General features: G+C 68.1%; 20 protein-coding genes. 7 read left to right on the forward strand and 13 right to left on the reverse strand.

The window, feature by feature from the left end; genetic code table 11:
- Window positions 1–75: 75 nt before the first annotated feature.
- Window positions 76–1,356 (reverse strand): glutamate-5-semialdehyde dehydrogenase, encoded by a 1,281-nt coding sequence (locus ACOYR3_RS21480; protein ID WP_422844332.1) that lies wholly within the window; start codon window positions 1,354–1,356, stop codon window positions 76–78.
- A gap of 74 nt (window positions 1,357–1,430) precedes the next feature.
- Between ACOYR3_RS21480 and ACOYR3_RS21485 the strand changes: the two genes are divergently transcribed.
- On the forward strand, window positions 1,431–1,715 hold the full coding sequence (locus tag ACOYR3_RS21485; RefSeq protein WP_422844333.1) for a hypothetical protein: 285 nt from the start codon (window positions 1,431–1,433) through the stop codon (window positions 1,713–1,715).
- Between the two features lie 65 nt (window positions 1,716–1,780).
- Here ACOYR3_RS21485 and ACOYR3_RS21490 read toward each other — a convergent pair whose 3' ends face one another.
- A complete protein-coding gene (locus ACOYR3_RS21490; RefSeq protein ID WP_422844334.1) occupies window positions 1,781–2,443 on the reverse strand; it encodes a DUF6998 domain-containing protein in 663 nt (220 codons plus the stop codon).
- A gap of 18 nt (window positions 2,444–2,461) precedes the next feature.
- Window positions 2,462–3,517 carry a DNA polymerase III subunit delta gene (holA, locus tag ACOYR3_RS21495; RefSeq protein WP_422844335.1) on the reverse strand — a complete coding sequence of 352 codons (1,056 nt, stop codon included), beginning with the start codon at window positions 3,515–3,517 and terminating at the stop codon, window positions 2,462–2,464.
- A 234-nt stretch (window positions 3,518–3,751) separates the two neighbouring features.
- On the opposite strand from holA, the gene rocF reads away from it, so the two are divergent.
- A complete protein-coding gene (gene rocF, locus ACOYR3_RS21500; RefSeq protein ID WP_422844336.1) occupies window positions 3,752–4,702 on the forward strand; it encodes an arginase in 951 nt (316 codons plus the stop codon).
- Window positions 4,703–4,940: 238 nt separating this feature from the next.
- Here the strand turns inward: rocF and lptE are convergent, their stop codons facing one another.
- The 6 genes from lptE to bamE all read right to left on the reverse strand — a co-directional run bounded on the left by lptE (window position 4,941) and on the right by bamE (window position 11,063).
- Window positions 4,941–5,444, reverse strand: a complete 504-nt coding sequence (gene lptE / locus ACOYR3_RS21505) for an LPS assembly lipoprotein LptE (protein WP_422844337.1) — start codon at window positions 5,442–5,444, stop codon at window positions 4,941–4,943.
- A gap of 24 nt (window positions 5,445–5,468) precedes the next feature.
- Complete coding sequence (gene leuS, locus ACOYR3_RS21510) at window positions 5,469–8,162, reverse strand: leucine--tRNA ligase (RefSeq protein WP_422844338.1); 2,694 nt, start codon at window positions 8,160–8,162, stop codon at window positions 5,469–5,471.
- Window positions 8,163–8,275: 113 nt separating this feature from the next.
- Window positions 8,276–8,731: an ExbD/TolR family protein gene (locus ACOYR3_RS21515; protein WP_422844339.1), complete on the reverse strand. Its 456-nt coding sequence runs from the start codon at window positions 8,729–8,731 to the stop codon at window positions 8,276–8,278.
- Window positions 8,728–9,429: a MotA/TolQ/ExbB proton channel family protein gene (locus tag ACOYR3_RS21520; RefSeq protein WP_422844340.1), complete on the reverse strand. Its 702-nt coding sequence runs from the start codon at window positions 9,427–9,429 to the stop codon at window positions 8,728–8,730. Before ACOYR3_RS21520 ends, ACOYR3_RS21515 begins: the two co-directional genes overlap by 4 nt.
- Before the next feature lie 133 nt (window positions 9,430–9,562).
- On the reverse strand, window positions 9,563–10,327 hold the full coding sequence (gene dapB / locus ACOYR3_RS21525; protein ID WP_422846633.1) for a 4-hydroxy-tetrahydrodipicolinate reductase: 765 nt from the start codon (window positions 10,325–10,327) through the stop codon (window positions 9,563–9,565).
- A 175-nt stretch (window positions 10,328–10,502) separates the two neighbouring features.
- Window positions 10,503–11,063: an outer membrane protein assembly factor BamE domain-containing protein gene (gene bamE, locus ACOYR3_RS21530; protein WP_422844341.1), complete on the reverse strand. Its 561-nt coding sequence runs from the start codon at window positions 11,061–11,063 to the stop codon at window positions 10,503–10,505.
- A gap of 89 nt (window positions 11,064–11,152) precedes the next feature.
- On the opposite strand from bamE, the gene fur reads away from it, so the two are divergent.
- Window positions 11,153–11,572: a ferric iron uptake transcriptional regulator gene (gene fur, locus ACOYR3_RS21535; protein WP_422844342.1), complete on the forward strand. Its 420-nt coding sequence runs from the start codon at window positions 11,153–11,155 to the stop codon at window positions 11,570–11,572.
- A gap of 169 nt (window positions 11,573–11,741) precedes the next feature.
- Here the strand turns inward: fur and hprK are convergent, their stop codons facing one another.
- The 3 genes from hprK to hpf all read right to left on the reverse strand — a co-directional run bounded on the left by hprK (window position 11,742) and on the right by hpf (window position 13,668).
- Complete coding sequence (hprK, locus tag ACOYR3_RS21540) at window positions 11,742–12,698, reverse strand: HPr(Ser) kinase/phosphatase (protein ID WP_422844343.1); 957 nt, start codon at window positions 12,696–12,698, stop codon at window positions 11,742–11,744.
- Window positions 12,699–12,750: 52 nt separating this feature from the next.
- Window positions 12,751–13,218 carry a PTS sugar transporter subunit IIA gene (locus ACOYR3_RS21545; RefSeq protein WP_291489923.1) on the reverse strand — a complete coding sequence of 156 codons (468 nt, stop codon included), beginning with the start codon at window positions 13,216–13,218 and terminating at the stop codon, window positions 12,751–12,753.
- Between the two features lie 114 nt (window positions 13,219–13,332).
- Window positions 13,333–13,668 carry a ribosome hibernation-promoting factor, HPF/YfiA family gene (gene hpf / locus ACOYR3_RS21550; RefSeq protein WP_422844344.1) on the reverse strand — a complete coding sequence of 112 codons (336 nt, stop codon included), beginning with the start codon at window positions 13,666–13,668 and terminating at the stop codon, window positions 13,333–13,335.
- A gap of 379 nt (window positions 13,669–14,047) precedes the next feature.
- Between hpf and ACOYR3_RS21555 the strand changes: the two genes are divergently transcribed.
- Window positions 14,048–14,968 (forward strand): phosphoribosylaminoimidazolesuccinocarboxamide synthase, encoded by a 921-nt coding sequence (locus tag ACOYR3_RS21555; RefSeq protein WP_422844345.1) that lies wholly within the window; start codon window positions 14,048–14,050, stop codon window positions 14,966–14,968.
- Window positions 14,969–15,130: 162 nt separating this feature from the next.
- Here the strand turns inward: ACOYR3_RS21555 and trxA are convergent, their stop codons facing one another.
- Entirely contained in the window at window positions 15,131–16,039 is a 909-nt protein-coding gene (gene trxA / locus ACOYR3_RS21560; RefSeq protein WP_422844346.1) for a thioredoxin, read from the reverse strand.
- Window positions 16,040–16,199: 160 nt separating this feature from the next.
- On the opposite strand from trxA, the gene purE reads away from it, so the two are divergent.
- Genes purE through ACOYR3_RS21575 form a run of 3 tightly spaced genes read left to right on the forward strand, consistent with a single transcriptional unit; the run spans window position 16,200 to window position 18,876 of the window.
- Window positions 16,200–16,694: a 5-(carboxyamino)imidazole ribonucleotide mutase gene (purE, locus tag ACOYR3_RS21565; RefSeq protein ID WP_422844347.1), complete on the forward strand. Its 495-nt coding sequence runs from the start codon at window positions 16,200–16,202 to the stop codon at window positions 16,692–16,694.
- Window positions 16,691–17,860 carry a 5-(carboxyamino)imidazole ribonucleotide synthase gene (locus ACOYR3_RS21570; RefSeq protein ID WP_422844348.1) on the forward strand — a complete coding sequence of 390 codons (1,170 nt, stop codon included), beginning with the start codon at window positions 16,691–16,693 and terminating at the stop codon, window positions 17,858–17,860. Before purE ends, ACOYR3_RS21570 begins: the two co-directional genes overlap by 4 nt.
- 2 nt (window positions 17,861–17,862) lie before the next feature.
- Window positions 17,863–18,876 (forward strand): L-threonylcarbamoyladenylate synthase, encoded by a 1,014-nt coding sequence (locus tag ACOYR3_RS21575; protein ID WP_422844349.1) that lies wholly within the window; start codon window positions 17,863–17,865, stop codon window positions 18,874–18,876.
- The last annotated feature ends 180 nt before the right edge of the window (window positions 18,877–19,056 follow it).

Raw genomic sequence — 19,056 nt, forward strand, 5'->3', positions numbered from 1 at the left:
CTACAGGGCTTGAGACTGTTTTAGGCTGCAGCGCTTGCCGGAAAAGCGCAAGCAGCTATCAAAACGTGAGCAATCTCAGCCGCGCACTTCGCCTTCGCCCAGCACCACGTACTTGAGCGAGGTGAGCCCCTCGATGCCCACCGGCCCGCGGGCATGGAACTTGTCGGTGCTGATGCCGATTTCCGCCCCCAGCCCGTACTCGAAGCCATCGGCAAAGCGCGTGCTGGCGTTGACCATCACGCTGGCCGAGTCCACCTCGCGCAGGAACTGCTGGGCGTGCATGTGGTCGCGCGTCAGGATGGCGTCGGTGTGGTGGCTGGAATAGCGGTTGATGTGGGCGATGGCCTCGTCCACGCCCGCCACGACCTTGATGCTGATGATGGGCGCGAGGTACTCCTCGCTCCAGTCCTGCTCGGTGGCGGGCACCAGCTTGGCACCGGGCACCGGCTGCAGCAGGGCCAGCGATTCGGGGCAGCCGCGCATCTCCACGCCCTTGGCGGCGTAGACGGTGCCGATCTTGGGCAAAAAGTCGGCCGCCACGCCGCGCGCCACCAGCAGGCCTTCGCTCGCGTTGCAGGGGCTGTACTTGTTGGTCTTGGCGTTGTCGGCCACCTTCACGGCCATGGCGATGTCGCAGGGGTCGTCCACGTAGGTGTGGCAGTTGCCGTCCAGGTGCTTGATGACGGGCACCTTGGCATCGCGGCTGATGCGCTCGATCAGGCCCTTGCCGCCGCGCGGGATGATCACGTCCACAAACTGCGGCATGGCGATGAGCTGGCCCACGGCCTCGCGGTCGGTGGTCTGCACCAGCTGCACGGCGTCCTGCGGCAGGCCGGCCTCGGCCAGCGCCTGCTGTACCAGCTTGGCAAGCGCCTTGTTGGAATCGATGGCTTCCGAGCCGCCGCGCAGGATGCAGGCGTTGCCGCTCTTGATGGACAGCGACGCGGCCTCGATGGTCACGTTGGGCCGGCTCTCATAGATCATGCCGAACACGCCGATGGGCACGCGCATCTGGCCCACGCGGATGCCGCTGGGCTGCTGCTTCATGCCAAGGATCTCGCCAATGATGTCGGGCATGGCCGCCAGCTGCTCGCAGCCCTGGGCGCAGGTCTCCAGCACCTTGGGCGTGAGCTTGAGGCGGTCCACCATGGGCTCGGGCAGCCCGGCGGCCCGGGCGCGTTCCAGATCGCGGGCGTTGTCCACCTGCAGCGCCGCGGTCTGCTCGCGCAGCAGCCGGGCCAGCGCCTTGAGTGCTTTGTTTTTGATAGCTGCCGGCGCTTTGGCCATCAGCGCAGAGGCTGTTTTTGCCTGAAGGCCAAGGGTTTGCGTGTATTCGGCGACGTTGAGGGCGTTCATCCGCCGATTTTGCCGCACTTGGCCTTACCCTTGCAGCCTGGCCCTTCCACCCGCGCGCCCGTACGCTTTTCCCCATGACCGACACCGCCTCCGCCCAGTTCGCCACCTTCGCCCAGGCCCTGCAGGCCTTCGAGCGCGGCGAGCACACCGCCGCCGCCCTGGGCACCCTGGCCCGCCAGCAGACCGCCCTGCTCGCCGCCCTGCCCGCGCGCTACGGCGAGGTGCTGCTGAACCTGCTGGACCGGCTGGAATCGAGCGCGCTGTTCTCGGAGGAGAGCTGCTCGTTCAGCCAGAAGGATCTGGTGGCGAATCTGGGGATGTGGGTGGAGAAGGCGCGGGGGGCACTGGCCGAAGGCTGAGCTGCCCGCAGCGCCAAGGCTGCGATGGCCCGTGGGCTCCCCTGCCCCTGCTGCAGGGCTGGCGTTCAGTCCGGCAACGCTGCGAGCTTCCGGGCCCGGCCGATGTCCAGTTCGTACCGGCCTTCGTACATGCGAGTGCCCGCGACCGCCTTGTGCACGCTGCCGTGAAAGATCGTGGACGTCTGCCCGTTCGAATATTGCACCAGCATCAGCTCATCGGCCTTCAGCAACGTGCTCGCCGAAATGGAAACGAAACCCGACACTTGCGCGGTCGTTTTGACGCTGATCTTTTTGCCGCCGGGCGACTTTACGTCGAACCCTGGCTGATTGGTCAGATCCGCCAGCGTGCCTTGCACCGCCAACGCGCAATGAAGCTCGCCCAGCCGCCCTATCAGATGCGGGATGGCCGTGGGCTTGACCCCAAACTCCTCAATCTCCGAGCGCACCAGTTCCAGGTATCTGTCGTAAAGCAGCTGGTTTTTGCTCAGCGCAGCGCCCTGTGGCCGGGCGTGTATCAGCAGCCTCTTGTTGGTCGGGTCTATTTCGTAGCGCACGACATCATGGGGATGATCGTCGAACGTCAATGAGCAGGGCGGAGCCTTCAGCAGGCTCGAAAGCACCCCGGCGTCAGCCCTTCGCCCAGCGACCGCCCCGCTCCCCTGCAGCCGTGCTTCGACCGAAAAATCGCCCTCTGAAGCAAACAGCGAAAAGTACTCAGCGCTCCTCATCACTTCCTCCCGTAAGCCTCACCGCGCCGCCTGCGTCAACCGGCACACCTGCAGCGCCAGCCTCTGCAGCGCCTGCCACCCGTCCGTCGGCCAATCGGGTTGCTTGAGTCCCTTGACGATGCCGTCCACGATGTGGGCCGACTGCAGCAGGCGCGCCAGCGCGGCGTCGCTGGCCTTGGGCAGGATGCGTTCGTACAGTTTTTCCTTGGCGCCCCAGACACGGTTCTCGCGCAGGGCCATGGGCAGGGGACGGCCGGCGTTCATGGCGTCTTTCACGCGCTTGAGGGCGCGGATGTCCTCGGCCAGGGCCCAGTGCACCAGCACCTCGGCCTCGCCCTCGGCCTGCAGGCCGTCGAGCATGCGCTGCACGCGGGCCGTGTGCCCGGCCAGCACCGATTCGGAGAGCTTGAACACGTCGTAGCGGGCCACGTTCAGCACGGCGGCTTCCACCTGGGCCTGGGTCAGTTCTCCCGCCGGGTGCAGCAGCGCAAGCTTCTGGATCTCCTGGTGGGCGGCCAGCAGGTTGCCTTCCACGCGGTCGGCAAAGAACTGCAGCGTGCGCTGGCCCTCTTCGCCCGCCACCACGCGCTGGCTCTGGGCGGCCAGGCGCTGGGCGATCCACTGGGGGAGCATGCCGCGCTCGATGGGGTCGATCTGGATCGAGACGCCGCTGCCCTCCAGCGCGGCGAACCAGGCGCCGGTCTTGGTGGCCTTGTCCAGCCGCGGCAGCATCACCAGCGTGAGCGTGCTGTCGTTGCCGCGGGCCGAGTCGGCCACCTGCTGCAGGGCCACGCTGCCGTCCTTGCCGGGCTTGCCCGAGGGGATGCGGATCTCCACGATCTGCTTTTCGGCAAACAGGCTCAAGCTGCCGCCGGCGGCCAGCACGGCGCTCCAGTCGAAGTGGGCGCCCGCCACGGTGTAGCTGCTGCGCTCGGTATAGCCCTGGGCGCGGGCGGTGGCGCGGATGGTGTCGGCCGCCTCCTGCTGCAACAGCGGCTCGTCGCCGTGCAGCACATACAGCGGCGCCAGGCCCCGGGAGAGATGGGAAGAGAGTTGGGCCAGGGCAACTTGCATGTGGCAAAGTTTATCGCGGGGCTGCGGCCTGCCGCCCCGCACGCCGACCCGCATGCCGCCCCGGCGCTGCACACATCGGCAGCGCCACCGCACGCTTTGCGCAAACGGAACCGGGAATTGCGCAGCTGTCCGACTTTGCATTGGCATTCGCCGCGCCGACAATGCCGCCACCTGCGCCCCTGCGGCGCGGCCGCCCCGGCTTTCTTACCGTCTTCTCTCCCGAAGGTTCTGCCCATGAATGCTCCCCTGACCTCTGCGGCACCCGCCGTCTGCCTCATCGGCGCCCCCACCGACGTCGGGGCGGGGGCGCGGGGCGCGTCCATGGGCCCCGAGGCGCTGCGCGTGGCGGGCCTGCAGCCTGCACTGGAGAGCCACGGCCTCACGGTCTTCGACCGCGGCAACCTGAGCGGCCCCGCCAACCCCTGGCAGCCCCCCGAGCAGGGGTACCGCCACCTGCAGGAGGTGGTGGCGTGGAACCAGCGCGTGTTCGACGCCGTGTATGCCGAACTGCAGCGCGGCCACCTGCCCCTGCTGATGGGCGGCGACCACTGCCTGGGCCTGGGCAGCATCAGCGCCGTGGCCCGCCACTGCGCCGAGGCGGGCAAGAAGCTGCGCGTGCTGTGGCTGGATGCCCACGCCGACTTCAACACCAGCGCGCTCACGCCCAGCGGTAACGTGCACGGCATGCCGGTGGCCTGCCTGTGTGGCTTCGGCCCGCGGGAGCTGACGCACCTGGCCGGCATGCCCGGCGGCGGCCCCGCGCTGCACCCTTCGCAGATCCGCGAGATCGGCATCCGCAGCGTGGACCCGGGCGAGAAGCGCTTTGTGCACGAACAGGGGCTGGAGGTGTTCGACATGCGCTACATCGACGAGGTGGGCATGCGCCAGACCATGCTGCAGGCGCTGGCCGGGGTGGACGAGCACACCCACCTGCACGTGAGCTTCGACGTGGATTTTCTGGACCCCGACATCGCCCCCGGCGTGGGCACGCTGGTGCCCGGCGGGCCGACCTACCGCGAGGCCCAGCTGTGCATGGAGATGATTGCCGACAGCGGCCGCCTGGCGTCGCTGGACATCGTGGAAGTGAACCCCGCCCTGGACGTGCGCAACCGCACGGCCGAGCTGGCGGTGGATTTGGTGGAGTCGCTGTTTGGCAAGAGCACGCTGATGCGGCGATCCCCCTGAGGCGCTGCGCGCCCTCCCCCTTCTCTCGAATCGCGATGCGATTCGGGAAGGGGGACGCAGCCAGCGCGTCGGGGCGGCCCTTGCGCGGCTGCACTGGCCTTAGATCGCGCCAGTTTTTACGGACAGGCGCCATGCATCCGAATGCACGCGCGCCGTCCTCCATCACCATTCGGGCTGGGCCTGTCGAAGCCTCGCGCCGCCAGACCTTGCTCTCCTGGAAGCGTCCATCCAAGGCGCTCTAGGAGCGCTTGGCCGCGGCCAGCCGCCGCATGAGCTGCTGCACCAGGTCGGTCCGCATGTCGCGGTACAGCAGCGCTTCTTCGGCCTCCTTGGCCAGCGCGATGGTTTCGTTGTAGCTGATGTCGCGCTGCTGCAGCAGCTCGGTTTCGGGAATCAGCTCGGTGCCTTCGAGCGTGCGCAGCTTGAAGCGGATGCGCAGCCGCAGCTGCAGTTCGCGCACCTGCCCCGAGGCGTTGAGGCCGACCACCACGCGCTCGGGCTGCTCTTGCAGCACATCGAGGATGGCCTGGGCCTGGGGCAGCGACGCGGGGTCGCGCAGCACCTGCAGCTTGCCGCCGGAGCCCTCCAGCGTGCGCTGCAGTTCCCGCGCCAGGGCCGACGTCGTGGGGGCGGCGATGTACAGCGTGTCAAAGCCGAACTCGGGCACGCCGCGCAGGCGAAAGCCGCAGGCGGCCAGCAGGGCGGCCGGGGCCAGGGTCAGCAGCAGCGTGCGTTTGCGCATCGTCTTCACTCCGTGGGTTGAGGGTCAGACAACAACGTTGACCAGGCGGCCGGGCACCACGATCACGCGCTTGGGCGCGGCCCCCGCGGCGTGCGTGGTGAAGGCATCGCTGGCCAGCGCGATGCGCTCGATCTCGGCCTTGTCGGCCTGCGCGGGCACGTGGATGGAGCCACGCAGCTTGCCGTTGACCTGCAGCATGAGCTCGATCTCGTCCTGCACCAGCGCGCTCGCGTCGGGCTGCGGCCAGGGCGTGTCCAGCAGGTCGCCCAGCACGCCGGCGTAGCCCAGGCCCTGCCACAGGCTGTGAGCAATGTGGGGCGTGGCGGGGTACAGGCAGCGCAGCAGGATGCCGAAGCCTTCGATCAGCGCGACCTGGGCGCCGGCCGAGTCGGTGGCCTTGAAGTCTTCCAGCGCGTTGATCATCTTCATCGCGCCGGAGACCACGGTGTTGTACTGCATGCGCTGGTAGTCGTAGTCCACCTGCTTGAGCACGGTGTGGATCTCCAGGCGCAGGGCCTTGGCCTCTTTGCCAAATTCCACATCTTTCAGGCTGCCGGCGCTTGCTGCGCTTGCGCAGGCAGCTTCCATATCCATAGCAGACAGCTTGACGCCGAAGTTCCACACGCGGCGCAGGAACCGGTAGCTGCCTTCCACGGCCGCGTCGTTCCACTCCAGCGTGGCCTCGGGCGGGGCGGTGAACATGGTGTACAGGCGGGCGGTGTCGGCGCCGTACTTCTCGATCAGGTCCTGCGGGTCCACGCCGTTGTTCTTGGACTTGGACATGGTGCCCACGCCCTCGTAGTCGATGGGCGTGCCCACGGGCAGCAGGCCGTCGCCGCTCGTGGCTTCGTTCTTGAGCTTGGCGCCGATGATCTTGCCGCCTTCATCGAGCACATGCTCCACGTCGTGCGGCCAGAAGTAGTCCTTGCCGCCCTTGGCGGTGCGGCGGCTGTAGATGTGGTTGAGCACCATGCCCTGCGTGAGCAGCTTGGTGAAGGGCTCGTCGACCTTGACCAGGCCCAGGTCGCGCATCACCTTGGTCCAGAAGCGGGCGTACAGCAAGTGCAGGATGGCGTGCTCGATGCCGCCGATGTACTGGTCCATCGGCATCCAGTAATCCGCACCCCCGGCCACCATCGCGTCCGCGTTCTTGGGGTCGCAATACCGCATGAAGTACCACGAGCTGTCCACGAAGGTGTCCATGGTGTCGGTCTCGCGGCGGGCAGGCTTGCCGCACACGGGGCAGGTCACGCCCGCGTGGAAGCCTTCGTGCTTGTGCAGCGGGTTGCCCGAGCCGTCGGGGATGCAGTCCTGCGGCAGCACCACGGGCAGGTCCTTTTCGGGCACGGGCACGGCGCCGTGTTCATCGCAGTGGATGATCGGGATCGGCGTGCCCCAGTAGCGCTGGCGGCTGATGCCCCAGTCGCGCAGGCGCCAGGTGGTCTTCTTCTCGCCCAGGCCCTTTTGCTGCAGCGCGTGGGCCACGGCGTTCACGGCGTCCTTGTAGGAGAGGCCGCTGAAGCTGTCGGAGTTGATGGTCACGCCGCGCTGCTTGTCGCCGTACCAGTCCTGCCACTGGTGGTAGTTGAACGTCTCGCCGTCCACCAGCACCACTTGCTTGATCTCGATGCCGTACTTGAGGGCGAATGCGAAGTCGCGCTCGTCGTGCGCCGGCACACCCATCACGGCGCCGTCGCCATAGCCCATCAGCACGTAGTTGCCGACCCAGACCTGCACCTTTTCGTCGGTGAGTGGGTGCGTCACGTACAGGCCCGTGGGCACGCCCTTCTTCTCTTGCGTGGCCAGTTCAGCCTCGGTGGTGCCGCCGGTCTTGCATTCTTCAATGAAGGCGGCGAGCGCCGGGTTGCTCTTGGCAGCGTGCGCGGCCAGCGGATGCTCGGGCGCCACGGCGCAGAAGGTCACGCCCATGACGGTGTCGGCACGCGTGGTGAACACGTACATCTTGCCGTCGCCGATCAGCACGCCATCGTCACCTTTGATGTCGTGCGTGAATGCAAAGCGCACGCCTTCGCTCTTGCCGATCCAGTTCTCCTGCATCAGCTTCACACGCTCGGGCCAGCCGGGCAGCTGGTCGCCGGTCACAAAGCCCAGCAGTTCCTCGGCGTAGTCGGTGATCTTGAGGTAGTAGCCGGGGATCTCGCGCTTTTCCACCAGCGCGCCGGTGCGCCAGCCGCGGCCGTCGATCACCTGCTCGTTGGCAAGCACAGTCTGGTCCACCGGGTCCCAGTTCACCACCTGGGTCTTGCGGTAGGCAATGCCCTTTTCCAGCATCTTCAGGAACAGCCACTGGTTCCATTTGTAGTACTCGGGATCGCAGGTGGCGACTTCGCGGCTCCAGTCGATGGCCAGGCCCATGGCCTGCATCTGCTTTTTCATGTACGCGATGTTTTCGTACGTCCACTTGGCCGGTGGCACGCCGTTCTTGAGCGCCGCGTTCTCGGCCGGCAGGCCGAAGGCGTCCCAGCCCATGGGCATCAACACGTTGTAGCCGTTCATGCGCAGGTAGCGCGTGAGCATGTCGTTGATGGTGTAGTTGCGCACGTGGCCCATGTGCAGCTTGCCGCTGGGGTACGGCAGCATGGAGCAGGCGTAGAACTTCTTCTTGTTCGCGTCTTCCGTCACGCGGTAGGCGTCGCGTGCGGTCCAGTGGTCGTGCGCGGCGCGCTCGACGTCTTGGGGAGAGTATTTGTCTTGCATGGGCAGGGGGATGGGAAGTGGGCAGCCGCGGGCCGCGCTGCGCAGATTTTAGGCGACCCTGCGCCCGGAATACCGCAGCAGCGCACGCTGCGCCGGGATACTGCGCAGCCGCGTCAGCGCGTGGGTGCGGCCGCAGCGGCGGGCTTTGCCGCCGGGTCCTGCGGCTCGGCCACGAAGCCGATGCGCTGCAGGCCCGCAAGGTGCGCCGCCCCCATGACCTCGACCACGCGGCCGTACGGCACGGCGGCATCGGCGCGCAGCTGGATTTCGGTGTCGGGGCGCTCGGCGCCGATGCGGCGCAGGCGCTCGGCCAGCGCTGCCTGGGACAGCGGCTCGTCCTGCACGAAGGCCTGGCCGGCGGCGTTGATCACCACCGTCACCGATGGCGGCGTCCCTGCCGGCGTGGCGCCCGGGGTGCGCGGCAGCTCCAGCCGGATGGAGCTGGCCATCAGCGGCGCGGTGAGGATGAAGATCACCACCAGCACCAGCATCACGTCCACCAGCGGCGTCATGTTGATGTCGCTCATGGGCTGGGGACCGGAGGTGCGCTCCAGCCGGCCAAAGCTCATGGCCGCGCTCCGCTTGGGCGATCGGTTTCCACCGGGGCCGTGGCAGGGGCCGCATCGATGAGCAATTCGCGCAGATCGCGCGCGAAGCCTTCCAGATCGGCCTCGATGCGGCCCACCAGGCGGCCGAACACGTTGTAGGCCAGCACGGCCGGAAGCGCCACGGCCAGCCCGGCTGCGGTCATCACCAGGGCCTCGCCCACGGGGCCCGCAACGCGGTCGATGGTGATCTGGCCAGCACCGGCCATGGCCGTCAGCGCATGGTAGATGCCCCACACGGTGCCCAGCAGCCCGACGAAGGGGGCCGTGGAACCCACCGTGGCCAGCAGCACCTGGCCGAACTGCAGCCGGCCCAACACCCCGTGCAAGGCATCGCGCAGCACGCGGGTCAGCCGCTGCGACAGGCTGCCGGCACCGGCCAGCGTGCCGTGCTGGCCATCCCGGGCCACGGCGTTTGCCGCGCTCACCAGGGGCAGCACCAGCGCCGGGCGGTCAAAGGACTGCAGCCGCTGCACGGCCAGCTCCAGCGAGGGGGCCTGCCAGAACGCGGCCGTGCTGCGCGCCACGTCGGCGCTGGCGCGGTGCATGAGCCACAGCTTCCAGAGGATGACCACCCAGCTGGCCACGGACATGACCAGCAGGACCAGAGCCGCCCCCTGGGTGACCGCATCGCCCTGGCGCCACCAGTGAAGCGCGTCCATCAAGCCCTCCTGCTACCTGGCGCTTGGCCCGCAACGGGTGCAGCCGAAATCCGTGCCACCGGGGAGCCGGCCTTGCCAGGCCCGGGGTGGCGTCCCCCGGAGGGGACAGACGCAAGGCATCTCAGGGGTTGCGTCACTTCAAGCCCAGCACGTCGAACATGTCGAACATGCCCGTCTTGTGCGACACCAGGAACCGCACGGCCCGCAGGCTGCCCTGGGCGTAGCCGGCGCGGTTGGACGACTTGTGCGAGATCTCGATGCGCTCGCCCACCCCTGCAAACAGCACGGTGTGGTCGCCCACGATGTCGCCGCCCCGGATGGTGGCAAAGCCGATGCTGGACGGGTCGCGCTCGCCGGTCACGCCTTCGCGGGCGTACACGGCGCAGTCCTTGAGGTCGCGGCCCATCGCCTGGGCAATCACCTCGCCCATCTTGAGCGCGGTGCCCGAGGGGGCATCCACCTTGTGGCGGTGGTGGGCCTCGATGATCTCGATGTCATAGCCCGTGGCCAGGGCCTTGGCGGCCATTTCCAGCAGCTTGAGCGTGACATTGACACCCACGCTCATGTTGGGGGCCATGACAATGGCCGTGCGCCGCGCCAGTGCCGCGATCTCGGCCTTCTGCGCTTCGGAAAAGCCGGTGGTGCCCACCACGGCCTTCACGCCCAGGTCGGAGCACACCGCCAGGTGGGCCAGCGTCCCCTCGGGGCGCGTGAAGTCGATGAGCACCTCCGCGTTCTTCAGGCCTGCCGCCACGTCGGACGTGATGGCGACTCCGCTGGCGTGGCCCAGAAAGGCCGTGGCATCCGAGCCGATGGCCGGGCTGGCCGGCACATCCAGTGCGCCCGCCAGGACGCAGTCGTCCGCAGCGCGCAGCGCCTCGATCAGCATCCGGCCCATGCGGCCGGATGCGCCGGCGACGGCCACGCGGCAAGGGTTCTCGGGGGTGTAGGCGCGGGGGGCGGCGGGCGGGAGTGTCCCTGTCATGAGATTCCTGTGGTTGGTATGGGGTGGATCCGGCCGGCCTGGGCCAACAACCTGCGGCCGCCAGCCGGCCGGCCGCTGCGGGGCGGGCTCAGCGCGCGGGCGATTCCAGCGGGGGGTAGCTCACCGACGCGGGCTCCAGCGGCGCTGCGGTGGGCGGCGTGGTCGGGCGGGGCGATGCGGGGTAGCGGGCCAGTTGCTCCGGCGTAGCCTCCAGCACGGGGACCTTGCCCTTGGCGCCGCGCGTTCCCAGGGTGGCCACGAATTCGGTCTCCGTGGGCATGGGGTCGCCTTCGGAGCGCTCCAGCTCGTCACCCTTGAAGTACACGGTCAGCTTGCGCGTCTGGGCGTCCTCGCCGGGGCGCTTGAGGGTGAACACGTATTCCCACCGGTCTGCGTGGAACAGGCTGGTGACGAGCGGGGTTCCCAGGATCTCGCGCACCTGCTGCCGGCTCATGCCGGGCTGCAGGGCCTCGACCTGCTCGCGTGAGACGAAGTTGCCTTGCACCACGTCGACCTTGTAGGGCGTGACGATGCTGGCGATGCGGGTGCTGGCTCCATCCAGGCTGCTGCAGCCGGCCAGGGCAGCCAAGCCGGCACCGGCCAAAAGGACCAGGCCCAGGCGGGCGCTGCAACGGGCTTTGACGGGCATGGGTAAAAAGGCTGAGGATATGATCGCCCCATTGTAGCGGCAGGCCTTTTGCCAGGAGAACGGCCCCACGCAACCGGAAAGAGCATGCCATGACGAACATTGACGAACTCAAAAGCACGGGTCTCAAGGCCACGCTGCCCCGCCTGAAAATTCTGGAGATCTTCCAGAAAGGCGGACAGCGCCACATGACGGCCGAAGACGTGTTCCGCGTGCTGCTGGAAGAGCGTTCGGACATCGGCCTGGCCACCGTGTACCGGGTGCTCACGCAGTTCGAGCAGGCCGGCATCCTGATCCGCAGCAATTTCGAGAGCGGCAAGGCGGTCTACGAGCTCAACGAGGGACAGCACCACGACCACTTCATCTGCACCTCGTGCGGCAAGGTGGAGGAGTTCTACGACCCCGATATCGAAAAGCGCCAGCACGCCGTGGCCAAGGCCAAGGGCTGGGTGGTGCAGGACCACACGATGGCGCTGTACGGGCAATGCGCTTCCTGCGCTGGAAAGAGCTAACCCCCTGAGGCGCTGCGCGCCTTCCCCCAGAGGGGGACGCACCCGGTGGCCCGGCAAAGCCGATTCCACGGGTGCACTGGCCTGAGGCCGCGCCGGTTGTGGCAGTTTCGATCCAAATGAGGCTCCAGCGCTTGCGCATCAAGCGCCGGCAGCTATCAAATATGCAGCACTAGCCGCCGGTGTCGCGCTCCATGGCGCGGCGGTGGCGCTCGACGAACTCCTGGTAAGTGTCGATGCCGCGCAGCTGCAGGATGGTGTTGCGCACGGCGGCTTCCACCAGCACGGCGATGTTGCGGCCCGCAACCACCTGGATCACCACCTTGAGCACGGGCACGCCCAGCACATCCTGGGTGAGCGGCTCGTAGGGCAGGCGTTCGTATTCACGCTCCAGCGTTTCCTTGCGGACCAGGTGGACGATGAGCTTGAGCCGCATCTTGCGGCGCACGGCCGTCTCGCCAAAGATGGCGCGGATGTCCAGCAGGCCGATGCCGCGCACCTCCAGCAGGTTTTGCAGCAGTTCGGGGCACTTGCCCTCGATGGTGGTCTGGTTGATGCGGTAGAAGTCGACCGCGTCGTCGGCCACCAGGCCGTTGCCGCGCGAGATCAGCTCCAGGCCCAGTTCGCTCTTGCCCAGGCCCGATTCGCCCGTGATGAGCACCCCCAGCCCCAGGATGTCCATGAACACGCCGTGCATGGTGGTGCGGTCGGCAAAATGCTTGGACAGGTAGGCCCGCAGCACGTCGATGACAAAGGCCGACGACTCGTGGGTGGAGAACATCGGGATCTGGGCGCGCTCGCACATCGACACCAGCTCGTCCGGCGCGGTCTGGTTGTCGGCCAGCACCAGCACCGGCGGCTCCAGCGTCACGATGCGGGCGATGCGCCGCTTGCAGTCCTCGGCAGAGGCCGTGCCCAGGTACGCAATCTCGCGCTCGCCCAGGATCTGGACGCGGTAGGGGTGGATGTAGTTGAGGTAGCCCACCAGATCGGCGCCGGAGCGTGCCGAGCGCACGGCCACCTCGTCAAAACGCCGCTCGGAGGCACCCAGCCCGGCGACCCATTCCCATTTCAGGAGGCCGCGGAATTCCTCGAACAGGACATCGGCGCTGACAACATTGGGTTTCACGGCAAATGGCGCAACGTGGCGCAGAAGGCGGTACCGGGGGAAGGGAAAATGCTCAGGCGGCCTGGGTGGACTGCCAGCCGGCAATCATGCCGTGCAGCTCCTGGGCGTCGGTGCAGGCCTTGAGCTTTTCGCGCAGGGCCGAATCGCTGAGCAGTTCGGCGATCTCGGACAGGATTTCCAGGTGCTTTTGCGTGGCCGCTTCCGGCACCAGCAGAAAGATCAGCAGCCCGACCGGTGCTTCGTCCGGCGCATCGAACCCGATGGGGTGCAGCAGCTGGAACACGGCAGCCATGGGCGCCTTCAGGCCCTTGATGCGCCCGTGCGGGATGGCCACGCCATGGCCCAGGCCCGTCGAGCCCAGGCGCTCGCGCGCGAACAGGCTGTCGGTGATCAATGCCCGGGAGAGGCCGTGCTGGCTCTCGAACAGCAGACCCGCTTCTTCAAAAGCACGCTTCTTGCTGGTGGCGTCCACGCTCACGAGCACTTGAGCGGGGGGCAGGATGGAGGCGAGTCGGTTCATGGTCAAGGGTAACAATTATGCACATGTCGGCGAAAACCCTGAGTGCCGCGCGGCAGGCCACAAAAAAACCGCCCGGTGGGGGCGGCTGCGGCTGCCAGGCTCAGGGCTGGCGCATCAGGCGTGCAGTTCGCGCTTGGCGGCGTCGTGGTGGTGGTCCTGCAAACGGTCCTTGTGGCGCACGACCTGGCGATCCATCTTGTCGACCAACTCGTCCACGGCCGCATACAGGTCGGAATGGGAGCTTTCCGCAAACAGGTCGTTTCCCTTGACGTGGATATTGCATTCCGCTCGCTGTCTCTTTTCCTTTTCCTTCTGCTTTTCTACCGTCAGCAGAACCTTGACGTCGACCACCTGATCGAAATGGCGGGTAATCCGGTCCAGCTTGGTGGTCACGTAGCTGCGCAGGGCGGGGGTAACTTCGAGGTGGTGACCGCTGATCGTCAAGTTCATAAATAAGTCTCCTGTAACACGCTCTGTGGAAGAAACGCCACCCTGGGTCAGAGGGCGGCCCGGCGAACTTGGATGCATCCCGTTGACGTGAAGTCACTATGCGCCGGGCTCCCCCGAAATGCAATCCCATTCCGCCCCGGCCTGCTGGGTTATGGCCGCCGGGGTGCCAAGCGCCCCAAAACCACGCACAATGGGCGAGTTGCCTCCCCTCCCGCCCGTCCTCCGCCCGGGCGGGCGCCGCGCCGGCCTCCGCGTAAAATTGCGGGGTTGCGCGCTTGCCGCCTGATCGACCCCCATCCCCCGCACGCCTGTCCCCGCCGCCATCTATCTGCCAGCCGCCCCGCGGCCCCTTGCCGGCGCAAAACCGACCGACCACACCATGAACCAGCCCAGCTCCCACGCCCTGCACACCTCTGCCCTGACTTCGCTGCCCCTGCTGGCCCGCGGCAAGGTGCGGGACAACTATGCCGTGGGTGACGACCGCATCCTCATGGTGGCCAGCGACCGCCTCTCGGCCTTCGACGTGATCATGGGCGAGCCCATCCCCGGCAAGGGCGAGCTGCTCACGCAGATGGCGCTGTTCTGGTTCGACAAGCTGGGCCACATCTGCCCCAACCACCTGACGGGCGAGGCCCCCGAGAGCGTGGTGCAGCCCGACGAGGTGGCCCAGGTGCGCGGCCGCTCCATGCTGGTCCGGCGCCTCAAGCCCATTCCGGTGGAGGCCGTGGTGCGCGGCTACCTGGCCGGCAGCGGCTGGAAGGAGTACCAGGAGAGCCGCTCGGTGTGCGGCGTGCCGCTGCCCGAGGGCCTGACCAACGCCGCCAAGCTGCCCGAGCCCATCTACACGCCGGCCGCCAAGGCCGCCGTGGGCGAGCACGACGAAAACATCACTTTCGAGCGCACGGTGGAGATGATCGGCGCCGACCTCGCCACCCGCATCCGCGACCTGAGCATCGCCATCTACAAGGCAGCCGCCGAGATCGCGCTCACCAAGGGCATGATCATTGCCGACACGAAGTTCGAGTTCGGCCTGGCGCCCGACGGCACGCTGGTGCTGATGGACGAGGTGCTCACGCCCGACAGCTCGCGCTACTGGCCGGTGGAGGGCTACCAGGCCGCGCTGGCCGCCGGCCAGAACCCGCCCAGCTACGACAAGCAGTTCGTGCGCGACTGGCTGGAGCAGGCGCAGGTCAACGGCAAGCCCTGGGACAAGACCGCCCCCGCGCCGCGCCTGCCGCGCGAAGTGATCGAAAAGACCGCTGCCAAGTACCGCGAAGCCCTGGAGCGGCTCACAGGTTGAAGACGGCCCCCTGAGCGGCTGCGCCGCTTCCCCCTTCTCTCGCCTCGCTGCGCGATGCGGGAAGGGGGACGCCACCAGCGCGGCGGGGCAGCCCTTGCGCGGTGGCCACTGGCGTGAACCACGCCAGTTTTCAAGTGAGCGCCCCTGGCAGAAGCGGAAACCTCAGCTCAGCACCACGCTCGACAAGCGGCGGCGGTACGTGGCCACCAGCGGATCGTCCGGCGGAATCTGGCCGTCGGCCACCTTCACCTTGGGTGGCTCGATGATTTCCAGGATCGCCACATAGGTCTTGCGCGCTGCCTCGTCGCTCCAGCCCTTGTCGCGCATGAGGATTTCCAGCAGTTCGTCCATGGCGTCCGTCCAGCGCTGGCGCACCAGCAGCCAGCGGGCCTTGGCGTAGCGGGTGTCGAAGTCGCGCTTGTTGGCGGCGATCTTTGCATCAAATTCGGCTCCAGCGCCCTCCCCATAAGCGCCAACAGCTACAAAATCAATAGCATCCATCCACGCCTTCAGGGCGCCCAGCTTGCGCGAGGTGCCGGCCTTGGCGATCACCGGGGCGAATGCCACCTTGGCGTCGTCATCCCGGCCCAGCTGGAGCAGGAGCTTGACGTAGTCGAAGCGCGCGTCGTCGTTGGACGGGTCGGTGACCACGGCGTGCTGCAGCTTCTCCAGCGCGGTGTCGGTGTCGCCATCGGCCAGGGCTTCCAGGGCTTCTTCTTCCTGGGCCTCGGCCGCCATTTCCTCGGCGGTGGGCACATGCTTGTCGAGGAAGGCCCGCACCTGCCCCTCGGGCAGCGCGCCCATGAAGCCGTCCACGGGCTGGCCGTTCATGAGCAGCACGCAGGTGGGGATGCTGCGGATGCCGAACATGCCGGCCAGCTGCTGTTCCTGGTCGGAATCGATCTTGACGAGCTTGAAGCGGCCGGCGTATTCGGTTTCCAGCTTCTCCAGCACGGGGCCCAGCGACTTGCAAGGGCCGCACCACGGCGCCCAGAAGTCCACCAGCACGGGCACGTTCATCGAGGCGGCAATCACCTCGGTTTCAAAATTTTCTACGGTGACGTCAATCATGGTGAGTCGGGGCCGAAGCCAACGGTGCAACTGTGGGTCGGCGCTATTTTGGCCCATGGCGGCACGCTGGCGCCGTGTTGCGGAGCGCAAAAAGTAAAATCGCGGGTTCCACCTACAGCCGTGCGGCGGGCGCCCCCGCTGCCGCGCACCCGCAACCACCATGAAAACCATCCAGATCGGCGTGGTCATGGGTTCCAGCAGCGACTGGGACACCATGCAGCATGCAGTGCAGATTCTTGAGCAGTTCGGCATTGGCCACGAAGCCCGCGTGGTCTCGGCCCACCGCATGCCCGACGACATGTTCGCCTACGCCGAGGCCGCCGCCGGCCGGGGCCTGAAGGCCATCATCGCGGGCGCGGGCGGCGCCGCCCACCTGCCCGGCATGATCGCCGCCAAGACCCCCGTACCCGTGCTGGGCGTGCCGGTGGCCAGCCGCCACCTGCAGGGCGTGGATTCGCTGCACAGCATCGTGCAGATGCCCAAGGGCATTCCCGTGGCAACGTTTGCCATCGGCACCGCCGGGGCGGCCAACGCAGCCCTGTTTGCCGTGGCCCTGCTGGCCAATGAAGACCCGGAACTGCGCCAGCGCCTGGAAGCCTTCCGCGCCGAGCAGACCGAGGTGGCACGCAACATGACCCTGCCGCCCGCCGCATGACTTCCAGCCAACCCCTCTTGCCCGGGTCCACGCTGGGCGTGCTCGGCGGCGGCCAGCTGGGCCGCATGTTCGTGCACGCCGCCCAGGCCATGGGCTACTTCACGGCCGTGCTCGACGCCGACCCCGACAGCCCCGCCGGGCTGGTGAGCCACCATCACATCCGCACCGGCTACGAAGACCCGGCCGGCCTGGCCGAGCTGGCCCGCGTGGCCGACGCGGTGACCACCGAGTTCGAGAACGTGCCGGCCGCCGCGCTGGCCGCGTTGGCCGCGCAACGGCCCGTGTCTCCAGCCGCCAGCGCCGTCTCCGTGGCGCAAGACCGTGCCCGGGAAAAGGCCCACTTCGTAGGCTGCGGCGTGCCCTGCGCGCCGTATGCGGTGATCGAGACGACGGAGCAGTTGGCTGCGGTGCCCACGGATCTTCTTCCAGGCATCCTCAAGACCGCCCGCATGGGCTATGACGGCAAGGGCCAGGTGCGCGTGAAGACCGCCGCCGGGCTGGCCGCCGCCTGGGATTCCGTCGGCCGCGTGCCCTGCGTGCTGGAGAAGATGCTGCCGCTGGCGCTCGAATGCTCGGTGATCGTGGCGCGCGGCGCGGACGGCGCCATGGTGCACCTGCCCGTGCAGCGCAACCTGCACCGGGACGGCATCCTGGCCGTGACCGAGGTATATGAGCATAATCTGCCTCCAGCGCTTGCTGCACAAGCGGTGGCAGCTGCGAAATCTGTAGCAGAAGGCCTGCAGTACGTGGGCGTGCTCTGCGTCGAATTCTTCGTGCTGCAGGACGGCAGCCTGGTGGTCAACGAGATCGCCCCGCGCCCGCACAACAGCGGCCACTACAGCCAGAACGCCTGCGACGTGTCGCAGTTCGAGCTGCAGGTGCGAACCCTGGCCCGCCTGCCGCTCACCCAGCCGCGCCAGCACAGCGCGGCCGTCATGCTCAATTTGCTGGGCGATCTGTGGTTTGCCCACGGCGGCGACACGGCGCAGACTCCGCCCTGGGCCCAGGTACTGGCCCTGCCTGGCACCCACCTGCACCTGTACGGCAAGCGCGACGCCAAGCGCGGCCGCAAGATGGGCCACCTCAACATCACCGCTGCCACGCCCGAGGCCGCGCGCGCCACGGCCCTCAAGGCCGCCGGGCTGCTCGGCATCGCGCCGTTCTGACCATGGTCCTTGACGGCAACGACCCCCAGGCCATCGCCACCGCGGCCCGTGCGGTGCGCAGCGGCGCCCTGCTGGGCCTGCCCACGGAAACGGTGTACGGCCTGGCGGCCGACGCCACGAGCGACACGGCCGTGGCGCAAATTTTTGCGGCCAAGGGACGCCCGAGCGACCACCCGCTGATCGTGCACGTGGCCAATGCCCAGGGCATTGCCCACTTCGCCCGCGAGGTGCCCGCATTTGCGCAAAAGCTGGTGGACGCCTTCTGGCCCGGCCCGCTCACCGTGATCCTGCCGCGCCTGCCCGGCGTGGCCACGGCCGCCACCGGCGGGCAGGACAGCGTGGGCCTGCGCTGCCCGGCGCACCCGGTGGCCCATGCCCTGCTGGCGGCCTGCGCAGCCCCCGGCGACGGCCCCGAGGCCGGCGGCCCGCCCGTGTGGGGCGTGGCCGCGCCCAGCGCCAACCGCTTCGGCCGCGTGAGCCCGACCACCGCGCAGCATGTGCAGGACGAACTGGGAGACGAGCTGCTGGTGCTGGACGGCGGCCCCTGCCAGGTGGGCATCGAGAGCACCATCGTGGACTGCACGCGCGGCGTGCCCGTGCTGCTGCGCCCCGGCGCCATCACGCGCGAGCAGATTGCGCAGGCCTGCGGCATGGCGCCCCTGTCCAAGGAGGAGCTGCCGGAGCACACGCCCCGCGCCTCCGGCACACTGGAGTCGCACTACGCCCCCGCCGCCAAGGTGCGCCTGATGGACGCCAAGGCCCTGCAGACGGGCCTGGACCTGCTGGGCGCCGAGGCCGCGCACATCGCGGTGTACGCGCGCGCGCCGCTGCGCACAAAATCGTCCCGGCTCGTGATGCGCCGCATGCCCGACGACGCCGCCGCCACCGCCCAGCAGCTGTTTGCCGTGCTGCGCGGCTTTGACGACGATGGCGTGAAACTCATCTGGATCGAAACCCCGCCCGCCACGCCCGAATGGGAGGGCGTGCGCGACCGCTTGCAGCGCGCTGCATCCTGAGGCACCCCCCTGAGGCGCTGCGCGCCTTCCCCCCGCTCTCGCAGAGCTGCGCTCTGCGGGCAGGGGGACGCCGCCAGCGCGGCGGGGCGGCCCGTGCGCGGCGGCCGCTGGCCTGGGATCGTGCCAATGTGACCGCTACGCCGAAATTGACAAACCTGCACTGGCCGGCGGCTTTACATG

Origin of the sequence: Acidovorax sp. M2(2025) (assembly GCF_049330835.1) — a bacterium.
Taxonomy (GTDB): Bacteria; Pseudomonadota; Gammaproteobacteria; order Burkholderiales; family Burkholderiaceae_C; genus Acidovorax.